The organism is Thioalkalivibrio sp. ALJ3 (genome assembly GCF_000377205.1).
In the GTDB taxonomy this organism is placed as follows: Bacteria; Pseudomonadota; Gammaproteobacteria; order Ectothiorhodospirales; family Ectothiorhodospiraceae; genus Thioalkalivibrio.
In genome coordinates this window covers 817290-833963 of sequence record NZ_KB897905.1, presented here as the reverse complement: position 1 = coordinate 833963, position 16674 = coordinate 817290, and the positions used below count along the sequence as shown (strand labels likewise).

Below are 16674 nucleotides of genomic sequence, written 5' to 3'. Positions count from 1 at the left end.
ATAAAAAGGCGCTATGGCCGCTATCGGCTTTACCAGGTACATCGCAAGGAAGCGATGAAATTGCTGCGACCGATCGAGCGACAAAAGGGTCGCTTGCCCCGGGCCGTCCGCCGCCAGACGCAGGAATATGCGACTGAAGTGCTCGGCTGGGGCGGCTATGCCGACTGGCTTCAGGTGTACGCGGCCGTGGCCGGAGAATTTCGCGAGGGATGGATTCCCGGCAACTACTACAGCCAGGTGGTATTGCCGACCATCAACCGCAAGGCGGGTCAGATCTCCAGCGTCCGCTCGCTATCGCGGCATCTCTTTCGCAGTCCTCACTTTCCCGATCGCGCCCACGTGATGAACGGTCGGCTGATGTCGCCATCCTTTCGCCCGATCCCGGACGACGCCTGGGAGCGCACGCTGTTTCGCCATTCCAGTCGTGTCGTCTTCAAACCCGACGGTGGCCGCGAGAGCAGCGGGGTGATGCTTCTGGACGCCCGTTCACTGGACCGTGAACGTCTGCGCACACTGCCCGACGGCACCCTGCAGGAGTTTGTAGTCCAGCATGAACTGTTCGACCAGATTGCCCCCGGGTTTGTGACCACCCTGCGCATTACCACCGTCCTGCATCCCGATGGCCAGGCTCGCGCCCGCGCCGCGTTCCTGCGCACGGGTATCGACCCCAACCAGCACGCTCCACAGGCGGCCGACTTCTGTATTCCGCTGAATCATGCCACGGGGGAGCTGGAAGAACTGTACATCCCCGTCTCGGTCGATACCGGACGTCTGGGCGCCTTCGGCTATCTCCCTGACTGGACCGAGACAGAACGCCACCCCGTATCCGGCATCATGTTCGCGGGTCTCGAGGTCCCCGCCTTCCGTGAGGCCGTCTCGGTCGTGGAGAAACTCCACAACCGGATCCCCCATGTCGGCTGCATCGGCTGGGATGTCGCCATCAGCCGCCAGGGCGAGGTTCGCCTGCTCGAGTGGAATGCACGATTGCCGGCGATTACCTTCGCCGAGGCCGCCATGGGCCCCTGTTTCACCGGCCTCGACTGGGAGGACCTCTGGCGTCCGCCGGAACAACGCCCTGCCCCCGCAACCCCTCTTCTGCAAGACCCACCCGGCAACAAGGTCAAGGCCCCCATTACCGCCAAGCCGCGGCCCAAACCCGCCTGAGCGAGAACGCCCTCAGGCCCGGTGGCTCATTCTGTGAGCCACCCCCGGTGCTACAACGGACTCCTGATACAGACAAGAACGGAGTCCGAGATGCCCAACAAGACCCAGCAAGCCCGCCCGATCCCCACCCTACGCGGCTACTACGCCAAACGCGGGCGCTACAGCGCGACCGCGACCACCGAGGAACTGCTGCAGACCATCCCGCTAGCCGGCTTCCGCCACCACGACGCCCCGAAGCTGTGGAACGCGCTGAAGCGCGGCCAGGCCCTGACCCTGCGCCGGGAACGGCTGAACCCGCACGATGACAAGGCCGTCGCCATCGACTGGGTCGACCATCAACTTGGTTACCTGCCGCGTGATCGGAACAGCCTGGCCGCCGAGCTACTGGACCGCGACGAGCCCCTGGTGGCCCGCATCCTGGAAAAGCGCGATCACGCCGACCGCCACAGCCGCCTGGAACTCGGCCTGTACCGCGCCAGACCACGGCGGGCCGCTGCACACTAACGGCCCAGACGGCATCAGTGATCCGAGGGGCTCTAGCCCACCCAGATGGTCTTGGCGTTCTGGAACTCGCGGATGCCGAGCTCGGAGAGTTCGCGGCCGTAACCGGAGTCCTTGACCCCGCCGAAGGGCAGGCGCGGATCGCTCTTGACGATGCCGTTGACGAAGGCGCAGCCGCATTCCAGGCGCCGGGCCAGAGCCTCGCCACGGACCGGGTCGGCGGTCCAGACACTGCCGCCCAGGCCGAAACGCGAGCGGTTGGCGAGGGTAACCGCGTGATCGGCGTTACGCGCCCGGGTCACCGCGGCCACCGGGCCGAAGGTCTCCTCGTCGAAGGCGGGCATGCCCGGCTCGACCGCGTCCAGCAGCGTGGGCGGATAGAAGAAACCCGCGCGATCCAGCGACTCGCCGCCGCTCACGAGCCGCGCGCCGGCGTTGACCGTACGCCTGACCTGGTCGTGCAGTTCGTCGCGCAGGTCGCCGCGCGCCAGCGGCCCGATATTCGTGTCGTCGCTCATCGGATCGCCGATTACCAGCGCCTCGATGGCCGTCCGGAATCGCTCGACAAAGGCGTCCGCGATCGATTCCTCGACGATGAAGCGCTTGGCGGCGATGCAGGTCTCGCCGTTGTTCTGGAAACGCCCGCGCACCGCCTGTTCGACGGTGTGGTCGAGATCGGCGTCCGCCAGCACGACAAAGGCATCCGAGCCGCCCAGTTCCAGTACCGAGGTCTTGAGTGCCTTGCCGGCGGCCGCGCCCACCGCGCGCCCAGCGCGCTCCGACCCCGTCAGGCTCACACCCTGCACGCGGGCGTCGGCGATGATGCCTTCCACCGCGTCCGACCCCACCGGCAGGTTCTGGAACACGCCCTCGGGCATACCGGCTTCAGTGAACACACGCCCCAGATGCTCCGCGCAGCCGGGGACATTGGAGGCATGCTTGAGCAGCACGGTGTTGCCGGCCAGGGTCGCCGGGAGTGCCTGACGAAACGCCTGCCAGTAGGGGAAGTTCCAGGGCATGACCAGCAGGACGGTACCCAACGGCTGCCAGGCGATGAAGGAGCGGCTCGCGTCCGAGGCGATCATCGTGTCCTGGAGAAAGTCCGGCCCGCGGTCGGCGTAGTACTCGCAGGCATTCGCGCACTTGTCGACCTCGGCGCGCGCCTCGATCAGGCGTTTGCCCATCTCCTGCGTGGCGGTGCGCGCCAGCACCTCGCGCTGATCACGCAACACAGTGGCCAGGTCGCGCAGACACTGAGCCCGTACCGATGCCGGATGCGCCGCCCAGTCCTGCTGAGCGCTGGCCGCCCGGGCCAGCGCGGCCTCCAGGGCCTCGGGACCCATGCGCGGGTACTGGGCCAGGGTTTCGCCAGTGGCGGGATTGATCGCGGTCAGGTCGGTCATGTCGAGGCCTCGGAATGAACAAGGGAAACACTGATCAATGTACACGCTCGCTGCTTCGTCGCTATTGCGTGAGAACAAGGCGCGGTAACTGCCGTGCAGTCATTCTGCACAAGGGAACCGCAACGCCGTTCCCACGCCCGTTTTCGATAACAACGGGCGGCCGAGCCCCTTCGGGGTTGGCACCCCAGGTTCCCCGATCCTGCGTTGCGCCGCTTGCGGGTAGAACCACTACCCGCTGCACGGCGCGCCTTGTCTCGGAAAACCTGGGGTGCCAACGCGAGTGAGTACATTGATCAGTGTTTCCCTGACGGAACCCGGTTTGAAGATTGACAGTCACCCGAGTATAAGACCACCCCCACTGGCTTTCGGAAGGACCTTGGGACCATGTCGATTGATTCGATTCGCTCTGTCTGCCTGCTCGGCGGCACCGGCTTTGTCGGCCATCAGATCATCCGCCGCCTGATCGACCGCGGTATCCGCGTGCGCGTACTGTCGCGCCGCCCGCACCGCCACCGTGACCTGCTGGTGAACCCCGAGGTCGATCTGATCGAGGGCAGCGCCCACGACCCGGCCACGCTGGAACGCGTCTTCGCCGGACAAGACGCGGTGATCAACCTCGTCGGCATCCTGAACGAGCGCGGACGCAACGGCTCCGGCTTTCGCGCCGCACATGTGGAGCTGACACAAAAGGCTCTGGCGGCCGCCGAAAGCTGCGGGGTCCGCCGCTTCCTGCAGATGAGCGCGCTGAACGCCGACATGGAGAATCCGCCGAGCCACTACCTGCGGACCAAGGGCGAGGCGGAACAGCTGGCGCTCGCCTGCGAGGCCTTCCCGGTCACGGTGTTTCGCCCCTCGGTGATCTTCGGACGCGATGACTCCCTCCTGAACCGCTTCGCTACCCTGCTGAAGATCTCGCCGGTCATGCCGCTGGCGCGCGCGGATGCGAAATTCGCGCCCGTCTACGTGGGCGACGTCGCCGAGCATTTCGTGGATGCCCTGGACAACCCCGAGACCTTCGGCGAGGGCTTTGAGCTATGCGGCCCGCAGACCTACAGCCTGGAAGAACTGGTGCGCTATGTCGGCCGTCTGATCGGCCATCGCCGCCCGGTCATCGCGCTGCCCGACTGGGCCGGCAAACTGCAGGCCAGCGTGTTCGAGTTCGTGCCCGGCAAGCCGCTGTCGCGTGACAACTTCGCCTCGCTGACCATCGACAGCGTCTGCGAAGGCGATTCCCGCCTGCCCTGCCCGACACGGCTCGAGTCGATCGCACCGGAGTATCTCGGTGGCGGCCTCGAGGCGCGCAAGCAGGCCCTGCGTACCCATACGCGCGAGGTCGATCGCGGCTAGCGGCCGCGCGAGCGCCATGCAGACCTATCTCGTCGGGGGCGCGGTGCGCGACCGGCTGCTGGGGCGCCCGGTGCACGAACGCGACTACGTGGTGGTCGGCGCCACGCCGGAGGCGATGGAGGCCGCCGGTTTCCGCCCGGTGGGACGCGACTTCCCGGTCTTTCTGCACCCCGATACGCACGAGGAATACGCGCTGGCGCGCACCGAGCGCAAGACCGCGCGCGGCTACCACGGTTTCCAGTTCAACGCCTCGCCCGAGGTCCCGCTGGAAGACGACCTCGAGCGCCGTGACCTCACCATTAACGCGATGGCGGAGGACACCGACGGCCACCTGATCGACCCCTACAACGGGCAGGCCGACCTGAAGGCACGCCTGCTGCGCCATGTCTCCCCCGCTTTTTCCGAGGACCCCGTGCGGCTGCTGCGCGTGGCGCGCTTTGCCGCGCAGCTGGAGCCGTGGGGTTTTCGGGTCGCCGACGACACGCGGGAGCTGATGCGCGAGCTGGTCACCTCCGGGGAGGTCGATGCGCTGGTACCCGAACGGGTCTGGGCCGAGTGCGAAAAGGCCCTGAAAAGCCCCGCCCCACGCCGCTTCATCGAGGTACTGCGCGAGGCCGGGGCGCTGGGCCGACTGTTTCCCGAGGTCGAATGCCTGTTTGGTGTCCCGCAGCCGGCGCGCTATCACCCGGAGATCGACACCGGCGTGCATACCCTGATGGTGCTGGACCAGGCCACCCGCCTGTCCGAGGCCCCGGAGGTCCGCTTCGCCGCGCTGGTCCACGACCTCGGCAAGGGCAATACCGACCCCGAGATCCTGCCCAGCCACCACGGCCACGAGGAGCGCGGGGTCGTGCTGATCCGCGCGCTGGCCGAGCGCCTGCGCATCCCCAACCGCTACCGCGATCTGGCAGTACGGGTCGCGCGCTACCACGGACTGGTGCACCGGGTCTTCGACCTGCGCCCGAAGACGGTGATGAAACTGGTGGACGGACTGGATGCCCTGCGTCGGCCGGAGAACGTCGAGCCCTTCCTGCTCGCGGTGGAGGCGGATTTTCGCGGCCGCACCGGCTGGGAGGACAAGCCCTATCCGCAGGCCAATGCAGTACGCCGCGCCGTGGCCGCCGCACAGGGGGTCGACATACAGCCCCTGATGGCCGAAGGACACAAGGGCAAGGCCCTTGGCGAGGCCCTGGAGCGCGAACGTATCCGGGCGATCGAGGATGCCCTGCACACCGCCCCGAACCCGTAGGAGGCCAGCCCTCTGGCCGAATGGGGCCTGATCAACATCCCATCGGCCAGAGGGCTGGCCTCCTACAACTTGCCTGGACGAGCGCGCGAACGTACTCTTTCGCGGCTATTGATGTACTCGAGGACACCGCGATGGATTTCGCCAAGGCCCGGTTGAACATGGTCGAACAGCAGGTCCGCCCCTGGGAGGTGCTGGACATGCGCGTGCTGGACGTGATGGAGACGCTCCCGCGCGAGCGTTTCATGCCAGACGCCTACAAGGCCCTGGCGTACGCGGATTCCGAGATCCCGCTGGGCCACGGCGCGCACACCCTGCCACCCGTAGTAATCGGACGGCTGTTGCAGGCTGTCGCGGCACAACCGACCGAGACGGTGCTGGAGATCGGCACCGGATCCGGCTATGTCACCGCCTGCCTGGCGCGTCTGGCCGCGCACGTCGAATCCATCGAGCGCGTCGACGAGTTACGCCTGAATGCCCGCAACACACTGGTCGACCTGGGTCTGGAGAACTCCAGCCTGCGCACCGCCACTGTGACCCCTGAGTGGGCACCTCCGCGCGAGCGCTATGATGTGATCGTGCTGACCGGCGCGATGACCGACTACAACGACTTCCTCGAGCGCTATCTGACCCTCGGTGGCCGGCTATTCGTAATTATGGGTGACGGCCCGATCATGCAGGCCAACCTGATCACCCGCACCACCGAGGACAGCGTCCGCCACGACGTCCTGTTCGAAACCCGCGTAAAGCCGCTGGTCGGTTTCGAACCGAAGCCCGCCTTCGAGTTCTGAACCCCCTGCTTCGGGGCTCACCTGCTGGGCTTTCATCACGGAAACGCCGATCCGCGTGCACATTGATTGGCGTTTCCCTACGATGGGGCTTTCCCTGTCCGCTCAGGAAACCGCGCCGATGAACTGGTCCGTCAAACGCATCTCTTCCGTGCTGGCTGTCGCCGGCATTGCCCTGCTGGTGGCGAGCCCTGCCCCTGCCGCCAGCCTGCTTGAGGTCTACGAACGCGCCGCCACCGAGGACGCCGAGCTGCGTGCAGCCAAAGCCGAGTATCGCAGCATTCTGGAGCGCCGCCCGCTTGCCCGCTCCGCGTTCCGGCCGCAGATCACCGGCGATGCCGAGGCCGGTGCCTTCTACAACGACTATCGTGGCCAGGACAGTTTCGACGGACGCCAGACAAGCTTTGGCGTCTCCCTGGTGCAGAGCCTCTACGACCGGCGCAACTACATTGAGCTGGCACAGGCGGATCTCGAGATTGCGCGGGCGGAGGCCGAGCTGGACGCGGCCCGCCAGGACCTGATCCTGCGGGTATCCGAAGCCTATTTCGATGTATTGATCGCGCAGGAGACGCTGGCCTTTCGCGAGGCGGAGCTCGAGGCCATTGGTCAACAACTGGAACAGACCGAACGCCGCTTCGAGGTGGGCCTTATCGCCAGCACCGACGTGAAAGAGGCCCAGGCCCAGCGCGACATTGCCGAGGCCGAGCGCATCGCCGCCGAAAATCAGCTGGATGTGGCGCGCGAACAGCTCGCGGTGATCACGAACACCTACTGGGACGAGCTCGACATCCTGCGCGAGGATGCCGAGCTGACCCCGCCGGACCCGGCCGACCCCCAAGCCTGGGTGGATATCGCGCTGGAGAACAACCTGGAACTGGCCGCCCAGCGCTTGACCACGGAGACGGCCCGCGAGCAGATCGATCGTCAGCGCGCCGAGGGCTACCCAAGGCTGAACCTCAACGCATCGGTCAGCGAAAACCGCTTCCACGGCATCGATGACGGTGGCACAACTCAGCAGGGTGTGGGCCCGTTCTTCAACGAGGGAACCGAGGCACAAGTGGGAGTGCGCCTGGAGTTCCCCCTCTACTCGGGCGGGCGTGTAAACGCACTCACACGACAGGCCCGCGAGGACTTCCAGGCCGCACAGGAAAGCCAGTCGTTGGTGGAACGCCGTACGACGCAGGACACCCGTAACGCCTACCTGTCGGTCATCGCCAACAGCTCGCGCGTGCGCGCCCTGGAACAGGCGCTGATCTCTACCCAGTCCGCCTTTGAAGCGGCCGAGGCCGGGTTCGAGGTTGGTACGCGCACGCAGGTCGACGTGCTGCTGGCCCTGCGCGAGGTGTTCCGCGCCGAGCGGGACTACGCCGAGGCGCGCTACGGATTCCTCACCGACTCCCTGCGCCTTCAGCGCGCCGCGGGCCGCCTCAGTGTCGCGGACCTGGAATCGATCAACCAGTTGCTGGAGCGATGACGGCCGATCCACGCGCCCGCTGCGACCGTGCCCGTTCCCGCCTGGTCCTGATCGACCTGCAGGAGCGGCTGCTAGCGGCGATGCCGGACAACGAGCGCGAGGCAGTGGAACGCCACACAGCTCGGCTCGTCGAGGCCGCGCGCAAGCTGGAAATCCCGATCGAAGTCTCGCGCCAGTATCCGAAGGGGCTGGGCGAGGTCGCCGCGAGTCTGCAGCAGGCGCTGGACGGCCACGGCATACTGACCGACAAGACGGCCTTCTCCTGCTGTGCAGAAGATGACCTGCACGCGCGCCTGACCGGCGGCGACCAGGTCATCCTGACCGGGGCCGAAGCGCATATCTGCGTCACACAGACCGCGCTGGAACTGCTGGACGCAGGTGTTACCGTATTCGTCGTCGAGGACGGCGTCTGCTCGCGTGACGCGACGCGCAAACGCAACGGACTGGAGCGCCTGCGCGCGGCGGGCGCGATCATCACCAACCACGAATCGGTGCTGTTCGAGTGGCTGCGCGACGCGGCCGACCCACAGTTCCGCGAGCTCAGCCAACTGATCCGCTAACCAATAACAGGGAGAAACGCAGGGATGCGCATGCTAGGAAACATTCTGCTGGGCGCGTGGCTGATCCTGTTCGGCCTGCGCGGCCTGCTGGGCCTTCAGTTTCAGTACGACCACTATGTGATCAGCGGTCTGGCCGTGATCGCAGGTATCCTGTTCATCCTGCGACGTTAACCGAAGCCCAGACATGCGCCTGACGCCCGAGGAATATCGCCAACTCGACCACCGCCGGATCACCCTGCTGGGGATGTCCGGTGTCGGCAAGACGCGCCTGTCCAACATGCTCCGGCGCGAGGAATGGTTCCACTACTCGGGTGACTACCGCATCGGTACGCGCTACCTGAGCGAGCCGATCCTGGACAACATCAAGGCCCAGGCGATGGCCGTTCCGTTTCTGCGCGACCTGCTGCGCTCGGACTCGATCCAGATCATCAACAACATCACGGTGGACAACCTGCACCCGGTCGCGAGCTTTCTCGGCAAGCTCGGCAACCCGGAGTTGGGCGGTCTGCCCCTGACCGAGTTCAAGCGGCGCCAGAACCTGCACCACGAGGCCGAGGTGCAGGCGATGCTCGACGTGCCGGACTTCATCCACAAGGCGCAGACGCTGTTTGGCTATCCGCATTTCGTCAACGATGCCGGCGGCTCGGTCTGCGAGCTGGACAGCCCCGGCGTGCTGGAGACTCTCTCCGAGCACACGTTGATCCTCTACATCAAGGCGACCGACGAAGACGAGCGCCAGTTGATCGAGCGCGCGGAACGCGATCCGAAACCGCTGTACTACCGCGAGGCGTTCCTCGACCAGCAACTGGCCGAATACATGCGCGACGAGGGGCTGGACTATGTCGCCCAGATCGACCCGGACGCCTTCGTGCGCTGGGTGTTCTCGCGCCTGTTTCGTGCACGCCTGCCACGTTACGAGGCGATCGCCGAGGCGCACGGTTACACCATCAGCACCACGGAACTCGCGCAGGTCCGCAACGCCGCGGACTTCGACGACCTGGTCTGCATGGCGCTGGAACGGGAGGCACGACTGTAATGCCACTCGTTGCCCACTCCGATCTGCCCACCTTCGCCCGCCTGAAGAGCGAGGGCGAGACCGTACTGCCCAGCGACTTCGCTCAGCAGCAGGAGATCCGCGCGCTGCATATCGGGCTGTTGAACATGATGCCGGACGCCGCCCTAGCGGCCACCGAGCGCCAGTTCTTCCGCCTGATCGGCGAGAGCAACCAGATCGCGCAGTTCTACATCCACCCCTTCACCCTGCCGCAGCTCAAGCGCGGGCCAAAGGGGCGCGACCACATCAAGCAGTACTACGAGGACTTCGAGGACCTGAAGAAGGAGGGCCTCGACGCGCTGATCATCACCGGGGCCAACGTGACCCAGCCCGATCTGGCGCTGGAGCCCTTCTGGGAGCCCCTGGCGGAGGTCGTCGACTGGGCCTGGGACAACGTGACGTCCACTCTTTGTTCCTGCCTCGCTACCCACGCCGTGCTGCAGGCCCGCTACGGCGAGCATCGCCGGCACATGGGCGAGAAGCTGTGGGGCGTGTTCCCCCATCGCGTGGTGGACCGCGGCCACCCGCTGGTCACCGGCGTGAACACGCGTTTCGACGTGCCACACTCGCGCTATAACGATGTCTCGCGCGAGCAATTCGAACGCCACGGCCTGCGTGTGCTGGTGGAGAGCGAGCTGTCCGGCATCCATCTGGGTGCATCGCCGGATGGTTTCCGCATGGTCTTCTTCCAGGGCCACCCTGAGTACGACTCGATCAGCCTGCTCAAGGAGTACAAGCGCGAGGTCGTGCGCTACATCCAGGGCGAGCGCGAAAGCTATCCGCCGTTGCCGGAGAACTACCTGCTGCCACAGGCGGCGGCGATCCTCGACGAGCACCGCGAGCATGTGCAGGTCGCGGTCGAGCACTGCACCGAGATCCCGGCACTGCCGGAGGCGCTGCTGCTCGACCGTCTGGACAACACCTGGCACGACACGGCGCTGGCGGTGATGAACAACTGGCTGGGCAATGTCTATCAGTTGACGAACCTCGACCGGCGCAAGCCGTTTCGCGACAGCGTCGACCCGAACGACCCGCTCGCCGGCCGGCGCTAAGGCAGCCGAGAAGGCGGGCCAAGCGGGCTGTCACCTCTCCCGGGGCCACCGACTTCCACCCGCGCGTCAGTTTTCGTCAATTGCTGCGCCCGGGGCCTCGCAATAACGAGAGGCTTCCTGTAACCAAAGGTACCCATGGCCGAGACCGCTTCGGAAAAGCTGCCGCGTCCGATCCTGCACCTGTACGAGACCATCGCCGGGGACGAGGACGCGCGCGTCTGCAAGGACATCCCGGAGGATGCCTGCCGCGCGCAGCCGGTCAACTTCTTCGTCCACCTGGTCTCCAACACGCTTAGCAAGATCGGCGACGAGCTGGCATCGGCGCGGCTGGTGCTGGCCTGGCTACTGGGGGCACTGGGCGCCCCGGCCGCGTTTGCCGGCTTCCTCGTCCCGATCCGCGAATCCGGGTCGCTGCTCCCGCAGCTGTTCGTCGCCGCCTCCATTCGCCGCCGCGCCATCCGCAAGGGGTTCTGGATCCTGGGCTCGGCCCTATCCGGACTGGCGGTCGCCGGGATGGCGATCGTCGCCCTGACCCTGGAGGGCGCAGCGGCGGGCTGGGCGATCCTCGGGCTGCTGGCCGTGTTCGCGCTGGCGCGCGGCATCAACTCGGTGGCCGCGAAGGACGTGCTCGGCAAGACAATCGCCAAGCAGCGCCGTGGCACCGTGATGGGCTATGCCGCCTCGCTGGCCGGTTTCTTCACACTGGGGCTGGGGGTCTATCTGACCCTGGCGAACCTGGAGGATGCCGGCATTGGCGTGTTCGTCGCCCTGCTGGCCGCCTCCGCCGGCGCCTGGTGGGTGGCGGCCGCGACCTTTACCCGCCTGCACGAGGCACCGGGCTCCACCGAGGGCGGCGGCAACGCGATCACCCAGGCGCTGTCCTCGGTGCGCCTGCTATGGACCGACCGGGCGTTCGGGCATTTCGTGTTCACCCGCGCGCTGCTGATGAGCACGGCCCTGGCGCTGCCGTTCTATGTACTGCTGGCGGAAGATGCGACCTCGGGTGATCTGGGCACACTGGGACTGCTGATCCTCGCCAGCGGCCTGGCTTCGGCGGTCAGCGCCCCGATCTGGGGACGCCTTTCCGATCGTTCCGCTCGCTGGGTGCTGATCCTTTCGGGCCTGCTGGCCGCCGGGCTCGGCATCCTGGTCGCGCTGAGTGTCTGGTTCGCGCCGGCGGACACCGACTCGGCGCTGGTGCCGGGCGGGGTGGTCTTTGCCCTGCTGTTCTTCCTGCTGGGGGTCAGCCATGCCGGCGTGCGGCTGGGGCGCAAGACCTATCTGGTGGACATGGCCACCGAGAAGACCCGCGCTGCGTTCACCGCGGTCAGCAATACCGTAATCGGGGCGCTGCTGCTCGTGGGTGGGCTGTTCGGGCTGCTGGCTCAACTGGCGGGCACCGAGTTTGCGATCTTCGTGCTCGCCCTGATGAGCCTGGCCGGCGCGGTCAGCGCCTGGTGGATGGGCGAGGCCTGAGTCGCCCCGGGAGGCTCTGAATCTGTCAGGCCTCGGCGTCCGTGCGCCGGTAGAGCAGATCCGCGACCGCGTGTCCGCGCCGCTCGCCGCGCCGTTCGAATTTGGTCACCGGGCGTTCCGGCGGCCGCCCCGGGGCCGGCACCGGGCCGTCCGGCTCGAACCACGGCGCGCATTCCCCCATTACCGCCATCATGTGCTCGGCGTATTCGGCCCAGTCGGTCGCCAGGTGCAACCGCCCGCCCGGGCGCATGCGCGAGGCCAGCAGGCGCACGAACGGTGGCTGGATCAGGCGGCGCTTGTGGTGGCGCTTCTTGTGCCAAGGGTCGGGGAAATACACCTGCACGCCATCCAGGGCCGCCGGCGAGATGTAGTGTTCCAGAAGCTCCACGGCATCGTGATCGGAGACGCGCACGTTGGTCAGGCTGCGCTGTTCCACCTCGCGCAGCAGGTGCCCCACCCCCGGACGATGGACCTCGGTGCCGATGTAATCGCGCTCCGGATTCTGCGCCGCCTGCTCGGCCAGGCTCTCGCCGTCACCAAAACCGATCTCCAGCGTAACCGGCGCCTCGCGGCCGAAGACGGCCGTCAGGTCCAGCGGTGCCGCGGGCTCCGGCAGTGCGAGCCCGAAGCGGGGCAGCAGCGCGTCCAGCGCGCGCTGCTGCCCCGGCGTCAGCCGGCCCTCGCGGCGCACGAAACTGCGGATACGGCGGTAGAACGGCTTGTCGCCGGAAGTCGAATCGGCAGACTCACTCATGCTCAGCTGAAGAACAGGCCGGTCTGCGGCGAGGAGGCCGAGGCGTAGCGGCGCGGCGCCATGCGCCCGGCGCGGTAGGCCTGGCGCCCGGCGATGATCGCGTGGCGCATGGCCGAGGCCATCATCACGGGGTCGTCGGCAGCCGCAATGGCGGTGTTCATCAGCACCCCGTCGCAGCCCAGCTCCATCGCGATCGAGGCATCCGAGGCCGTGCCCACGCCGGCATCGACCAGCACCGGAACGTCGGCGTTTTCGACGATCTCGCGGATGTTGTAGCGGTTCTGGATACCCAGCCCGGAGCCGATCGGGGCGGCCAGTGGCATGATTGCCAGGCAGCCGATTTCTTCCAGGCGCTTCGCCAGCAGGGGGTCGTCGGTCGTGTAGACCATCACGTCGAAACCCTCGGCCACCAGGATCTCCGCGGCCTTCACGGTCTCGAACACGTCCGGGTACAAGGTCTTCTCGTCCCCCAGCACCTCCAGCTTCACCAGGTTGTGACCATCCAGCAGTTCACGCGCCAGGCGGCAGGTGCGGATCGCGTCATCGGCCGTAAAACAGCCGGCCGTGTTCGGCAGCAGCGTGTAGCGATCCGGCGAGATCACGTCCAGCAGGTTGGGCTCGTCCGGGTTCTGGCCGATGTTGGTGCGACGGATCGCGACCGTGACGATCTCCGCCCCGCTGGCCTCGATGGCATCGCGGGTCTGGTCGAGGTCGCGGTACTTGCCGGTCCCCACCAGCAGGCGGGAGGTGAACTCGCGTGTGCCCACGCGGAAGAGGTCGTCGGCAGACGCGGCGGCCAATTCGGTCATGGTGATTCCTTCGTTGAAAGAGTTACGGACGGGGATTCGGACTCAGCCGCCCCCGATCGCCTGCACGATTTCCACACGATCGCCAGGACGCAACGGATGCGCGGCGTGCTCGCTGCGCGGCACCAGCTCCTCGTTGACCTCCACCGCCAGACGGCGACCACTCAGGCCACGCGCCTCGATCAACGCGGCCAGGGTAGCCTCACCTTTGTCGGGGAGTTCGAAGGGTTCACCGTTCAACTGGATCTGCATGGTTACTCGGTCAGGATCGTGTACCGTTGAGCCGAAGGCCGGCAGGGCCTACAATCGCCGGCTCAAGCGGGTGTAGTTCAATGGTAGAACATCAGCTTCCCAAGCTGAGAACGTGGGTTCGATTCCCATCACCCGCTCCATTCTATCAAATACTTGCCCCATCGAACCCCCGTGATCTGGACGTGATCCAGCAGCTGTTATATTGTCCGGAATATGTCTGCTACATCTGACAATCCGAATCTGCTGGACGTCGATGGTGCGCGCGCCCTGCTGCGCGAACACTCGATCTCGCCGACGGAGCAGCGCGTGGAAATCGCGCGGGTTATGTTTGCGCGTCATCAACACCTGAGCGCCGAGCAGATCCTTGGTCGTCTGGTGCAGCATTCGTCACGCGTATCCAAGGCGACGGTCTACAACACGCTCAAGCTGTTCGCGGAGAAGGGCCTGGTGCGCGAGGTCGTGATCGACCCGACCAAGCTGTTCTACGACTCCAACCTGAATCCGCACCACCACCTGTTCCACACCGATACCGGCGAGCTGGAAGATGTCGACCCGGCGCGGGTCGATATCTCGAACCTGCCCCCGCTACCGGAAGACAAGGAACTGCTGGGAGTAGACGTCGTTATCCGGGTCAGCGGCCGCAAGGCCTGATCCGTCACCCGCGCCGCCAGCGACACACAGGGAAACACTCATCAGAGTTTCCCTGTGGCCGCGCGGGATTGTTGTCGAGCCCCACCCCCGCTATTATGGCGCGCTTCGCCGACGTAGCTCAGTTGGTAGAGCAATCGATTCGTAATCGATAGGTCGCAGGTTCGACTCCTGCCGTCGGCACCATTTCCGTCTGTTCCCGTTTCGCCTGCTGGCACCGGCCTCTATGCGCCGCCGCTGGGAGCCCCCGTGGGCTTGCCGCCCCCGCTGCGCCGACGATGGCCGCCGCCTCCCGATGGTTTGCCCGATCCGCGCGCATCGCCGCGCCCGCGACCACCACCGCGCCGGTCATCGCGCGGCTTGCGCGGGCGCGGTTTGGGGCGCACCGGGTCGCTGAACAGGGCCTCCGGGTCCACGCTCTCGGTGGGGATCCGCTCGCCGAGATACGACTCGATGTCCGGCAGATAGAACGCGGAGTCCTCACAGCCGAAACTAATGGCATCGCCCTCGGCCCCGGCGCGCGCCGTGCGCCCGATGCGGTGCACGTAGTCCTCGCCCGATTGCGGCAAATCAAAGTTGAACACATGGGTCACCGCCGGAATGTGCAGCCCGCGTGCCGCGACGTCGGTCGCCACCAGGAAGGTGTACTCGCCCGCAGTGAAGCGTTCCAGCAGGCTTGTGCGCTTTTTCTGCGGGACGTCGCCGGAGAGCAGCGCGGCCTTCTGGCCATTCGTATTCAGCCAGTCGCAGACCTTCTCGGCACCGTGCTTGGTGTTCACGAACACAATGGCCCGATCGGGCTTGAGATCACGTGCCAGCCCCAGCAGCAGCGGGATTTTTTCTTCGTTCGCCGGGTAGTAGATCATCTGGCGCACACGATCCGCGGTTAGGGTCTCGGCCTCGACCTGGACCTTTTCCGGGTTGTCCATGTGCTCGTAGGCCAGCTCCATCACGCGCAGCGACAGCGTGGCCGAGAACAGCATCGACAGCCGCTCGCTGGCCGGCGCACAGCGACGCATCAGGAAGCGTACGTCCTTGATGAAGCCAAGATCGAACATGCGGTCGGCCTCGTCCAGCACCACCACCTCGGTGTGCTTGAGCCCGAACACCTTCTGCTTGAAGTAGTCGATGATCCGCCCCGGCGTGCCGATCAGGATGTCGGCCCCGGCCTCCAGCTGTTCGCGCTGGCTGTCGTAGCCGGTACCGCCATAGGCCAGCGCCAGCTTGAGCCCCGTCTCGCGCCCCAGCATCTCGGCATCCTTGTGAATCTGGATGGCCAGCTCCCGTGTCGGGGCCACGATCAGGGCGCGCACATCGGTCGCTCGGCGATCGGGCGCAGGGGCCTGGCGCAACAGGCGATTGAAGGTGGCGATCAGGAAGGCCGCCGTCTTGCCCGTACCGGTCTGCGCCTGCCCGGCGACATCGCGTCCGTCCAGCGCAATCGGCAGGGTCAACGCCTGGATCGGAGTACAGGTCTCGAAACCGGTGGCGCGGATGCCCGCCTGTACGGCCTCGGGCAGATCGAGCTGGTCGAAGCGGAGCGTTTCCTGCGCGGGATCGGTCATGGGAATCCTCTATTACTTGAACTGTCTGGCGATCATCGTCGATAGTAAGAGCCGTGCAGCCGGCGTTGCGGGCTGTTCCCCCCAACCCAAGTAATGAGGGCTCGGAGTGAGCGACAAAATTGTGTACACGTCGGACGCCGGTTTCGACGAGGACGTCCTGAAGGCGGATCAGCCGGTCCTGGTGGACTACTGGGCCGAATGGTGCGGGCCCTGCAAGATGATCGCGCCCATTCTGGATGAAATCGCCGAAGAATACGCCGGCAAGGTCAAAGTCGCCAAACTGAACATCGACGAGAACCCGTCCACACCGCCGAAGTACGGCATCCGCGGGATCCCGACACTGATGCTGTTCAAGAATGGCGACGTCGAAGCCACCAAGGTCGGCGCGCTGTCCAAGTCGCAACTGACCGCCTTCCTGGACCAGCACCTCTGATCCTGCGCGCCCCGGGCCGGCCTGAACGGCCCGGGGCACAACAAGCACCAAAAAACTGCTTCAGGCCTTGCCCCAGTCGGGCGCGTCGCTTACCATCGGTTCTGTTCAGGCGGTCGCCAGACCGCTACCTGCCCCCGATATTCAATCCAAG

The 16674-nt window shown here is 66.2% G+C and carries 18 protein-coding genes and 2 tRNA genes; 15 read left to right on the top strand and 5 right to left on the bottom strand.

What is annotated here, in order from left to right; all coding sequences use genetic code 11:
- Positions 1-54: 54 nt before the first annotated feature.
- Complete coding sequence (locus tag C935_RS0103945; protein WP_018861214.1) at positions 55-1164, top strand: sugar-transfer associated ATP-grasp domain-containing protein; 1110 nt, start codon at positions 55-57, stop codon at positions 1162-1164.
- Positions 1165-1254: 90 nt separating this feature from the next.
- A complete protein-coding gene (locus tag C935_RS0103940) occupies positions 1255-1668 on the top strand; it encodes an HIRAN domain-containing protein (RefSeq protein WP_018861213.1) in 414 nt (137 codons plus the stop codon).
- Between the two features lie 32 nt (positions 1669-1700).
- On the opposite strand, the gene C935_RS0103935 is transcribed toward C935_RS0103940, so the two are convergent.
- A complete protein-coding gene (locus C935_RS0103935) occupies positions 1701-3068 on the bottom strand; it encodes an NAD-dependent succinate-semialdehyde dehydrogenase (RefSeq protein WP_018861212.1) in 1368 nt (455 codons plus the stop codon).
- 384 nt (positions 3069-3452) lie between these two features.
- Between C935_RS0103935 and C935_RS0103930 the strand changes: the two genes are divergently transcribed.
- The 9 genes from C935_RS0103930 to C935_RS0103890 all read left to right on the top strand — a co-directional run bounded on the left by C935_RS0103930 (position 3453) and on the right by C935_RS0103890 (position 12065).
- The gene (locus C935_RS0103930) at positions 3453-4415 is read left to right on the top strand and encodes a complex I NDUFA9 subunit family protein (protein ID WP_018861211.1); all 963 of its coding nucleotides are present in this window, start codon (positions 3453-3455) and stop codon (positions 4413-4415) included.
- A gap of 16 nt (positions 4416-4431) precedes the next feature.
- Positions 4432-5664 (top strand): multifunctional CCA addition/repair protein, encoded by a 1233-nt coding sequence (locus tag C935_RS0103925; protein WP_018861210.1) that lies wholly within the window; start codon positions 4432-4434, stop codon positions 5662-5664.
- 131 nt (positions 5665-5795) lie between these two features.
- Positions 5796-6452, top strand: coding sequence for a protein-L-isoaspartate O-methyltransferase (locus tag C935_RS0103920; protein WP_018861209.1), 657 nt, complete (start codon positions 5796-5798; stop codon positions 6450-6452).
- Positions 6453-6570: 118 nt separating this feature from the next.
- The gene (locus tag C935_RS0103915) at positions 6571-7923 is read left to right on the top strand and encodes a TolC family outer membrane protein (RefSeq protein ID WP_018861208.1); all 1353 of its coding nucleotides are present in this window, start codon (positions 6571-6573) and stop codon (positions 7921-7923) included.
- Positions 7920-8483 (top strand): isochorismatase family protein, encoded by a 564-nt coding sequence (locus C935_RS0103910; protein ID WP_018861207.1) that lies wholly within the window; start codon positions 7920-7922, stop codon positions 8481-8483. Before C935_RS0103915 ends, C935_RS0103910 begins: the two co-directional genes overlap by 4 nt.
- A gap of 30 nt (positions 8484-8513) precedes the next feature.
- The gene (locus C935_RS13330) at positions 8514-8654 is read left to right on the top strand and encodes a hypothetical protein (protein ID WP_196799362.1); all 141 of its coding nucleotides are present in this window, start codon (positions 8514-8516) and stop codon (positions 8652-8654) included.
- A gap of 13 nt (positions 8655-8667) precedes the next feature.
- Positions 8668-9519 (top strand): hypothetical protein, encoded by an 852-nt coding sequence (locus tag C935_RS0103900; protein WP_018861206.1) that lies wholly within the window; start codon positions 8668-8670, stop codon positions 9517-9519.
- On the top strand, positions 9519-10589 hold the full coding sequence (locus C935_RS0103895) for a homoserine O-succinyltransferase (protein ID WP_018861205.1): 1071 nt from the start codon (positions 9519-9521) through the stop codon (positions 10587-10589). Before C935_RS0103900 ends, C935_RS0103895 begins: the two co-directional genes overlap by 1 nt.
- A 135-nt stretch (positions 10590-10724) precedes the next feature.
- Complete coding sequence (locus tag C935_RS0103890) at positions 10725-12065, top strand: MFS transporter (protein WP_018861204.1); 1341 nt, start codon at positions 10725-10727, stop codon at positions 12063-12065.
- A gap of 25 nt (positions 12066-12090) precedes the next feature.
- Here C935_RS0103890 and trmB read toward each other — a convergent pair whose 3' ends face one another.
- From trmB to thiS, 3 genes are read right to left on the bottom strand one after another with little or no spacing between them, the layout of a single operon-like run.
- On the bottom strand, positions 12091-12819 hold the full coding sequence (trmB, locus tag C935_RS0103885; RefSeq protein ID WP_018861203.1) for a tRNA (guanosine(46)-N7)-methyltransferase TrmB: 729 nt from the start codon (positions 12817-12819) through the stop codon (positions 12091-12093).
- Positions 12820-12821: 2 nt separating this feature from the next.
- The gene (locus C935_RS0103880; protein ID WP_018861202.1) at positions 12822-13628 is read right to left on the bottom strand and encodes a thiazole synthase; all 807 of its coding nucleotides are present in this window, start codon (positions 13626-13628) and stop codon (positions 12822-12824) included.
- Positions 13629-13670: 42 nt separating this feature from the next.
- Complete coding sequence (thiS, locus tag C935_RS0103875) at positions 13671-13877, bottom strand: sulfur carrier protein ThiS (RefSeq protein WP_018861201.1); 207 nt, start codon at positions 13875-13877, stop codon at positions 13671-13673.
- A 66-nt stretch (positions 13878-13943) separates the two neighbouring features.
- Between thiS and C935_RS0103870 the strand changes: the two genes are divergently transcribed.
- From C935_RS0103870 to C935_RS0103860, 3 genes are all read left to right on the top strand, one after another.
- Positions 13944-14017, top strand: a tRNA-Gly gene (locus C935_RS0103870).
- A 73-nt stretch (positions 14018-14090) separates the two neighbouring features.
- Positions 14091-14528, top strand: coding sequence for a Fur family transcriptional regulator (locus C935_RS0103865; protein WP_018861200.1), 438 nt, complete (start codon positions 14091-14093; stop codon positions 14526-14528).
- A gap of 107 nt (positions 14529-14635) precedes the next feature.
- Positions 14636-14711, top strand: a tRNA-Thr gene (locus C935_RS0103860).
- A gap of 38 nt (positions 14712-14749) precedes the next feature.
- On the opposite strand, the gene rhlB is transcribed toward C935_RS0103860, so the two are convergent.
- Positions 14750-16090, bottom strand: coding sequence for an ATP-dependent RNA helicase RhlB (gene rhlB / locus C935_RS0103855; protein ID WP_018861199.1), 1341 nt, complete (start codon positions 16088-16090; stop codon positions 14750-14752).
- A gap of 106 nt (positions 16091-16196) precedes the next feature.
- Here rhlB and trxA point away from each other — a divergent pair, with 106 nt between their 5' ends.
- Positions 16197-16523, top strand: a complete 327-nt coding sequence (trxA, locus tag C935_RS0103850; RefSeq protein ID WP_012983830.1) for a thioredoxin TrxA — start codon at positions 16197-16199, stop codon at positions 16521-16523.
- Positions 16524-16674 lie beyond the last annotated feature (151 nt).

What these genes read in the sequence shown, in the direction of transcription:
- C935_RS0103880 (WP_018861202.1), bottom strand. Translation starts at nt 13,628, where the DNA reads ATGACCGAATTGGCCGCCGCGTCTGCCGACGACCTCTTCCGCGTGGGC.
- C935_RS0103940 (WP_018861213.1), top strand. Translation starts at nt 1,255, where the DNA reads ATGCCCAACAAGACCCAGCAAGCCCGCCCGATCCCCACCCTACGCGGC.
- C935_RS13330 (WP_196799362.1), top strand. Translation starts at nt 8,514, where the DNA reads ATGCTAGGAAACATTCTGCTGGGCGCGTGGCTGATCCTGTTCGGCCTG.
- C935_RS0103920 (WP_018861209.1), top strand. Translation starts at nt 5,796, where the DNA reads ATGGATTTCGCCAAGGCCCGGTTGAACATGGTCGAACAGCAGGTCCGC.
- rhlB (WP_018861199.1), bottom strand. Translation starts at nt 16,090, where the DNA reads ATGACCGATCCCGCGCAGGAAACGCTCCGCTTCGACCAGCTCGATCTG.
- C935_RS0103930 (WP_018861211.1), top strand. Translation starts at nt 3,453, where the DNA reads ATGTCGATTGATTCGATTCGCTCTGTCTGCCTGCTCGGCGGCACCGGC.
- thiS (WP_018861201.1), bottom strand. Translation starts at nt 13,877, where the DNA reads ATGCAGATCCAGTTGAACGGTGAACCCTTCGAACTCCCCGACAAAGGT.
- trmB (WP_018861203.1), bottom strand. Translation starts at nt 12,819, where the DNA reads ATGAGTGAGTCTGCCGATTCGACTTCCGGCGACAAGCCGTTCTACCGC.
- C935_RS0103900 (WP_018861206.1), top strand. Translation starts at nt 8,668, where the DNA reads ATGCGCCTGACGCCCGAGGAATATCGCCAACTCGACCACCGCCGGATC.
- C935_RS0103910 (WP_018861207.1), top strand. Translation starts at nt 7,920, where the DNA reads ATGACGGCCGATCCACGCGCCCGCTGCGACCGTGCCCGTTCCCGCCTG.
- C935_RS0103915 (WP_018861208.1), top strand. Translation starts at nt 6,571, where the DNA reads ATGAACTGGTCCGTCAAACGCATCTCTTCCGTGCTGGCTGTCGCCGGC.
- C935_RS0103890 (WP_018861204.1), top strand. Translation starts at nt 10,725, where the DNA reads ATGGCCGAGACCGCTTCGGAAAAGCTGCCGCGTCCGATCCTGCACCTG.
- C935_RS0103945 (WP_018861214.1), top strand. Translation starts at nt 55, where the DNA reads ATGAAATTGCTGCGACCGATCGAGCGACAAAAGGGTCGCTTGCCCCGG.
- C935_RS0103935 (WP_018861212.1), bottom strand. Translation starts at nt 3,068, where the DNA reads ATGACCGACCTGACCGCGATCAATCCCGCCACTGGCGAAACCCTGGCC.
- C935_RS0103895 (WP_018861205.1), top strand. Translation starts at nt 9,519, where the DNA reads ATGCCACTCGTTGCCCACTCCGATCTGCCCACCTTCGCCCGCCTGAAG.
- C935_RS0103925 (WP_018861210.1), top strand. Translation starts at nt 4,432, where the DNA reads ATGCAGACCTATCTCGTCGGGGGCGCGGTGCGCGACCGGCTGCTGGGG.
- C935_RS0103865 (WP_018861200.1), top strand. Translation starts at nt 14,091, where the DNA reads ATGTCTGCTACATCTGACAATCCGAATCTGCTGGACGTCGATGGTGCG.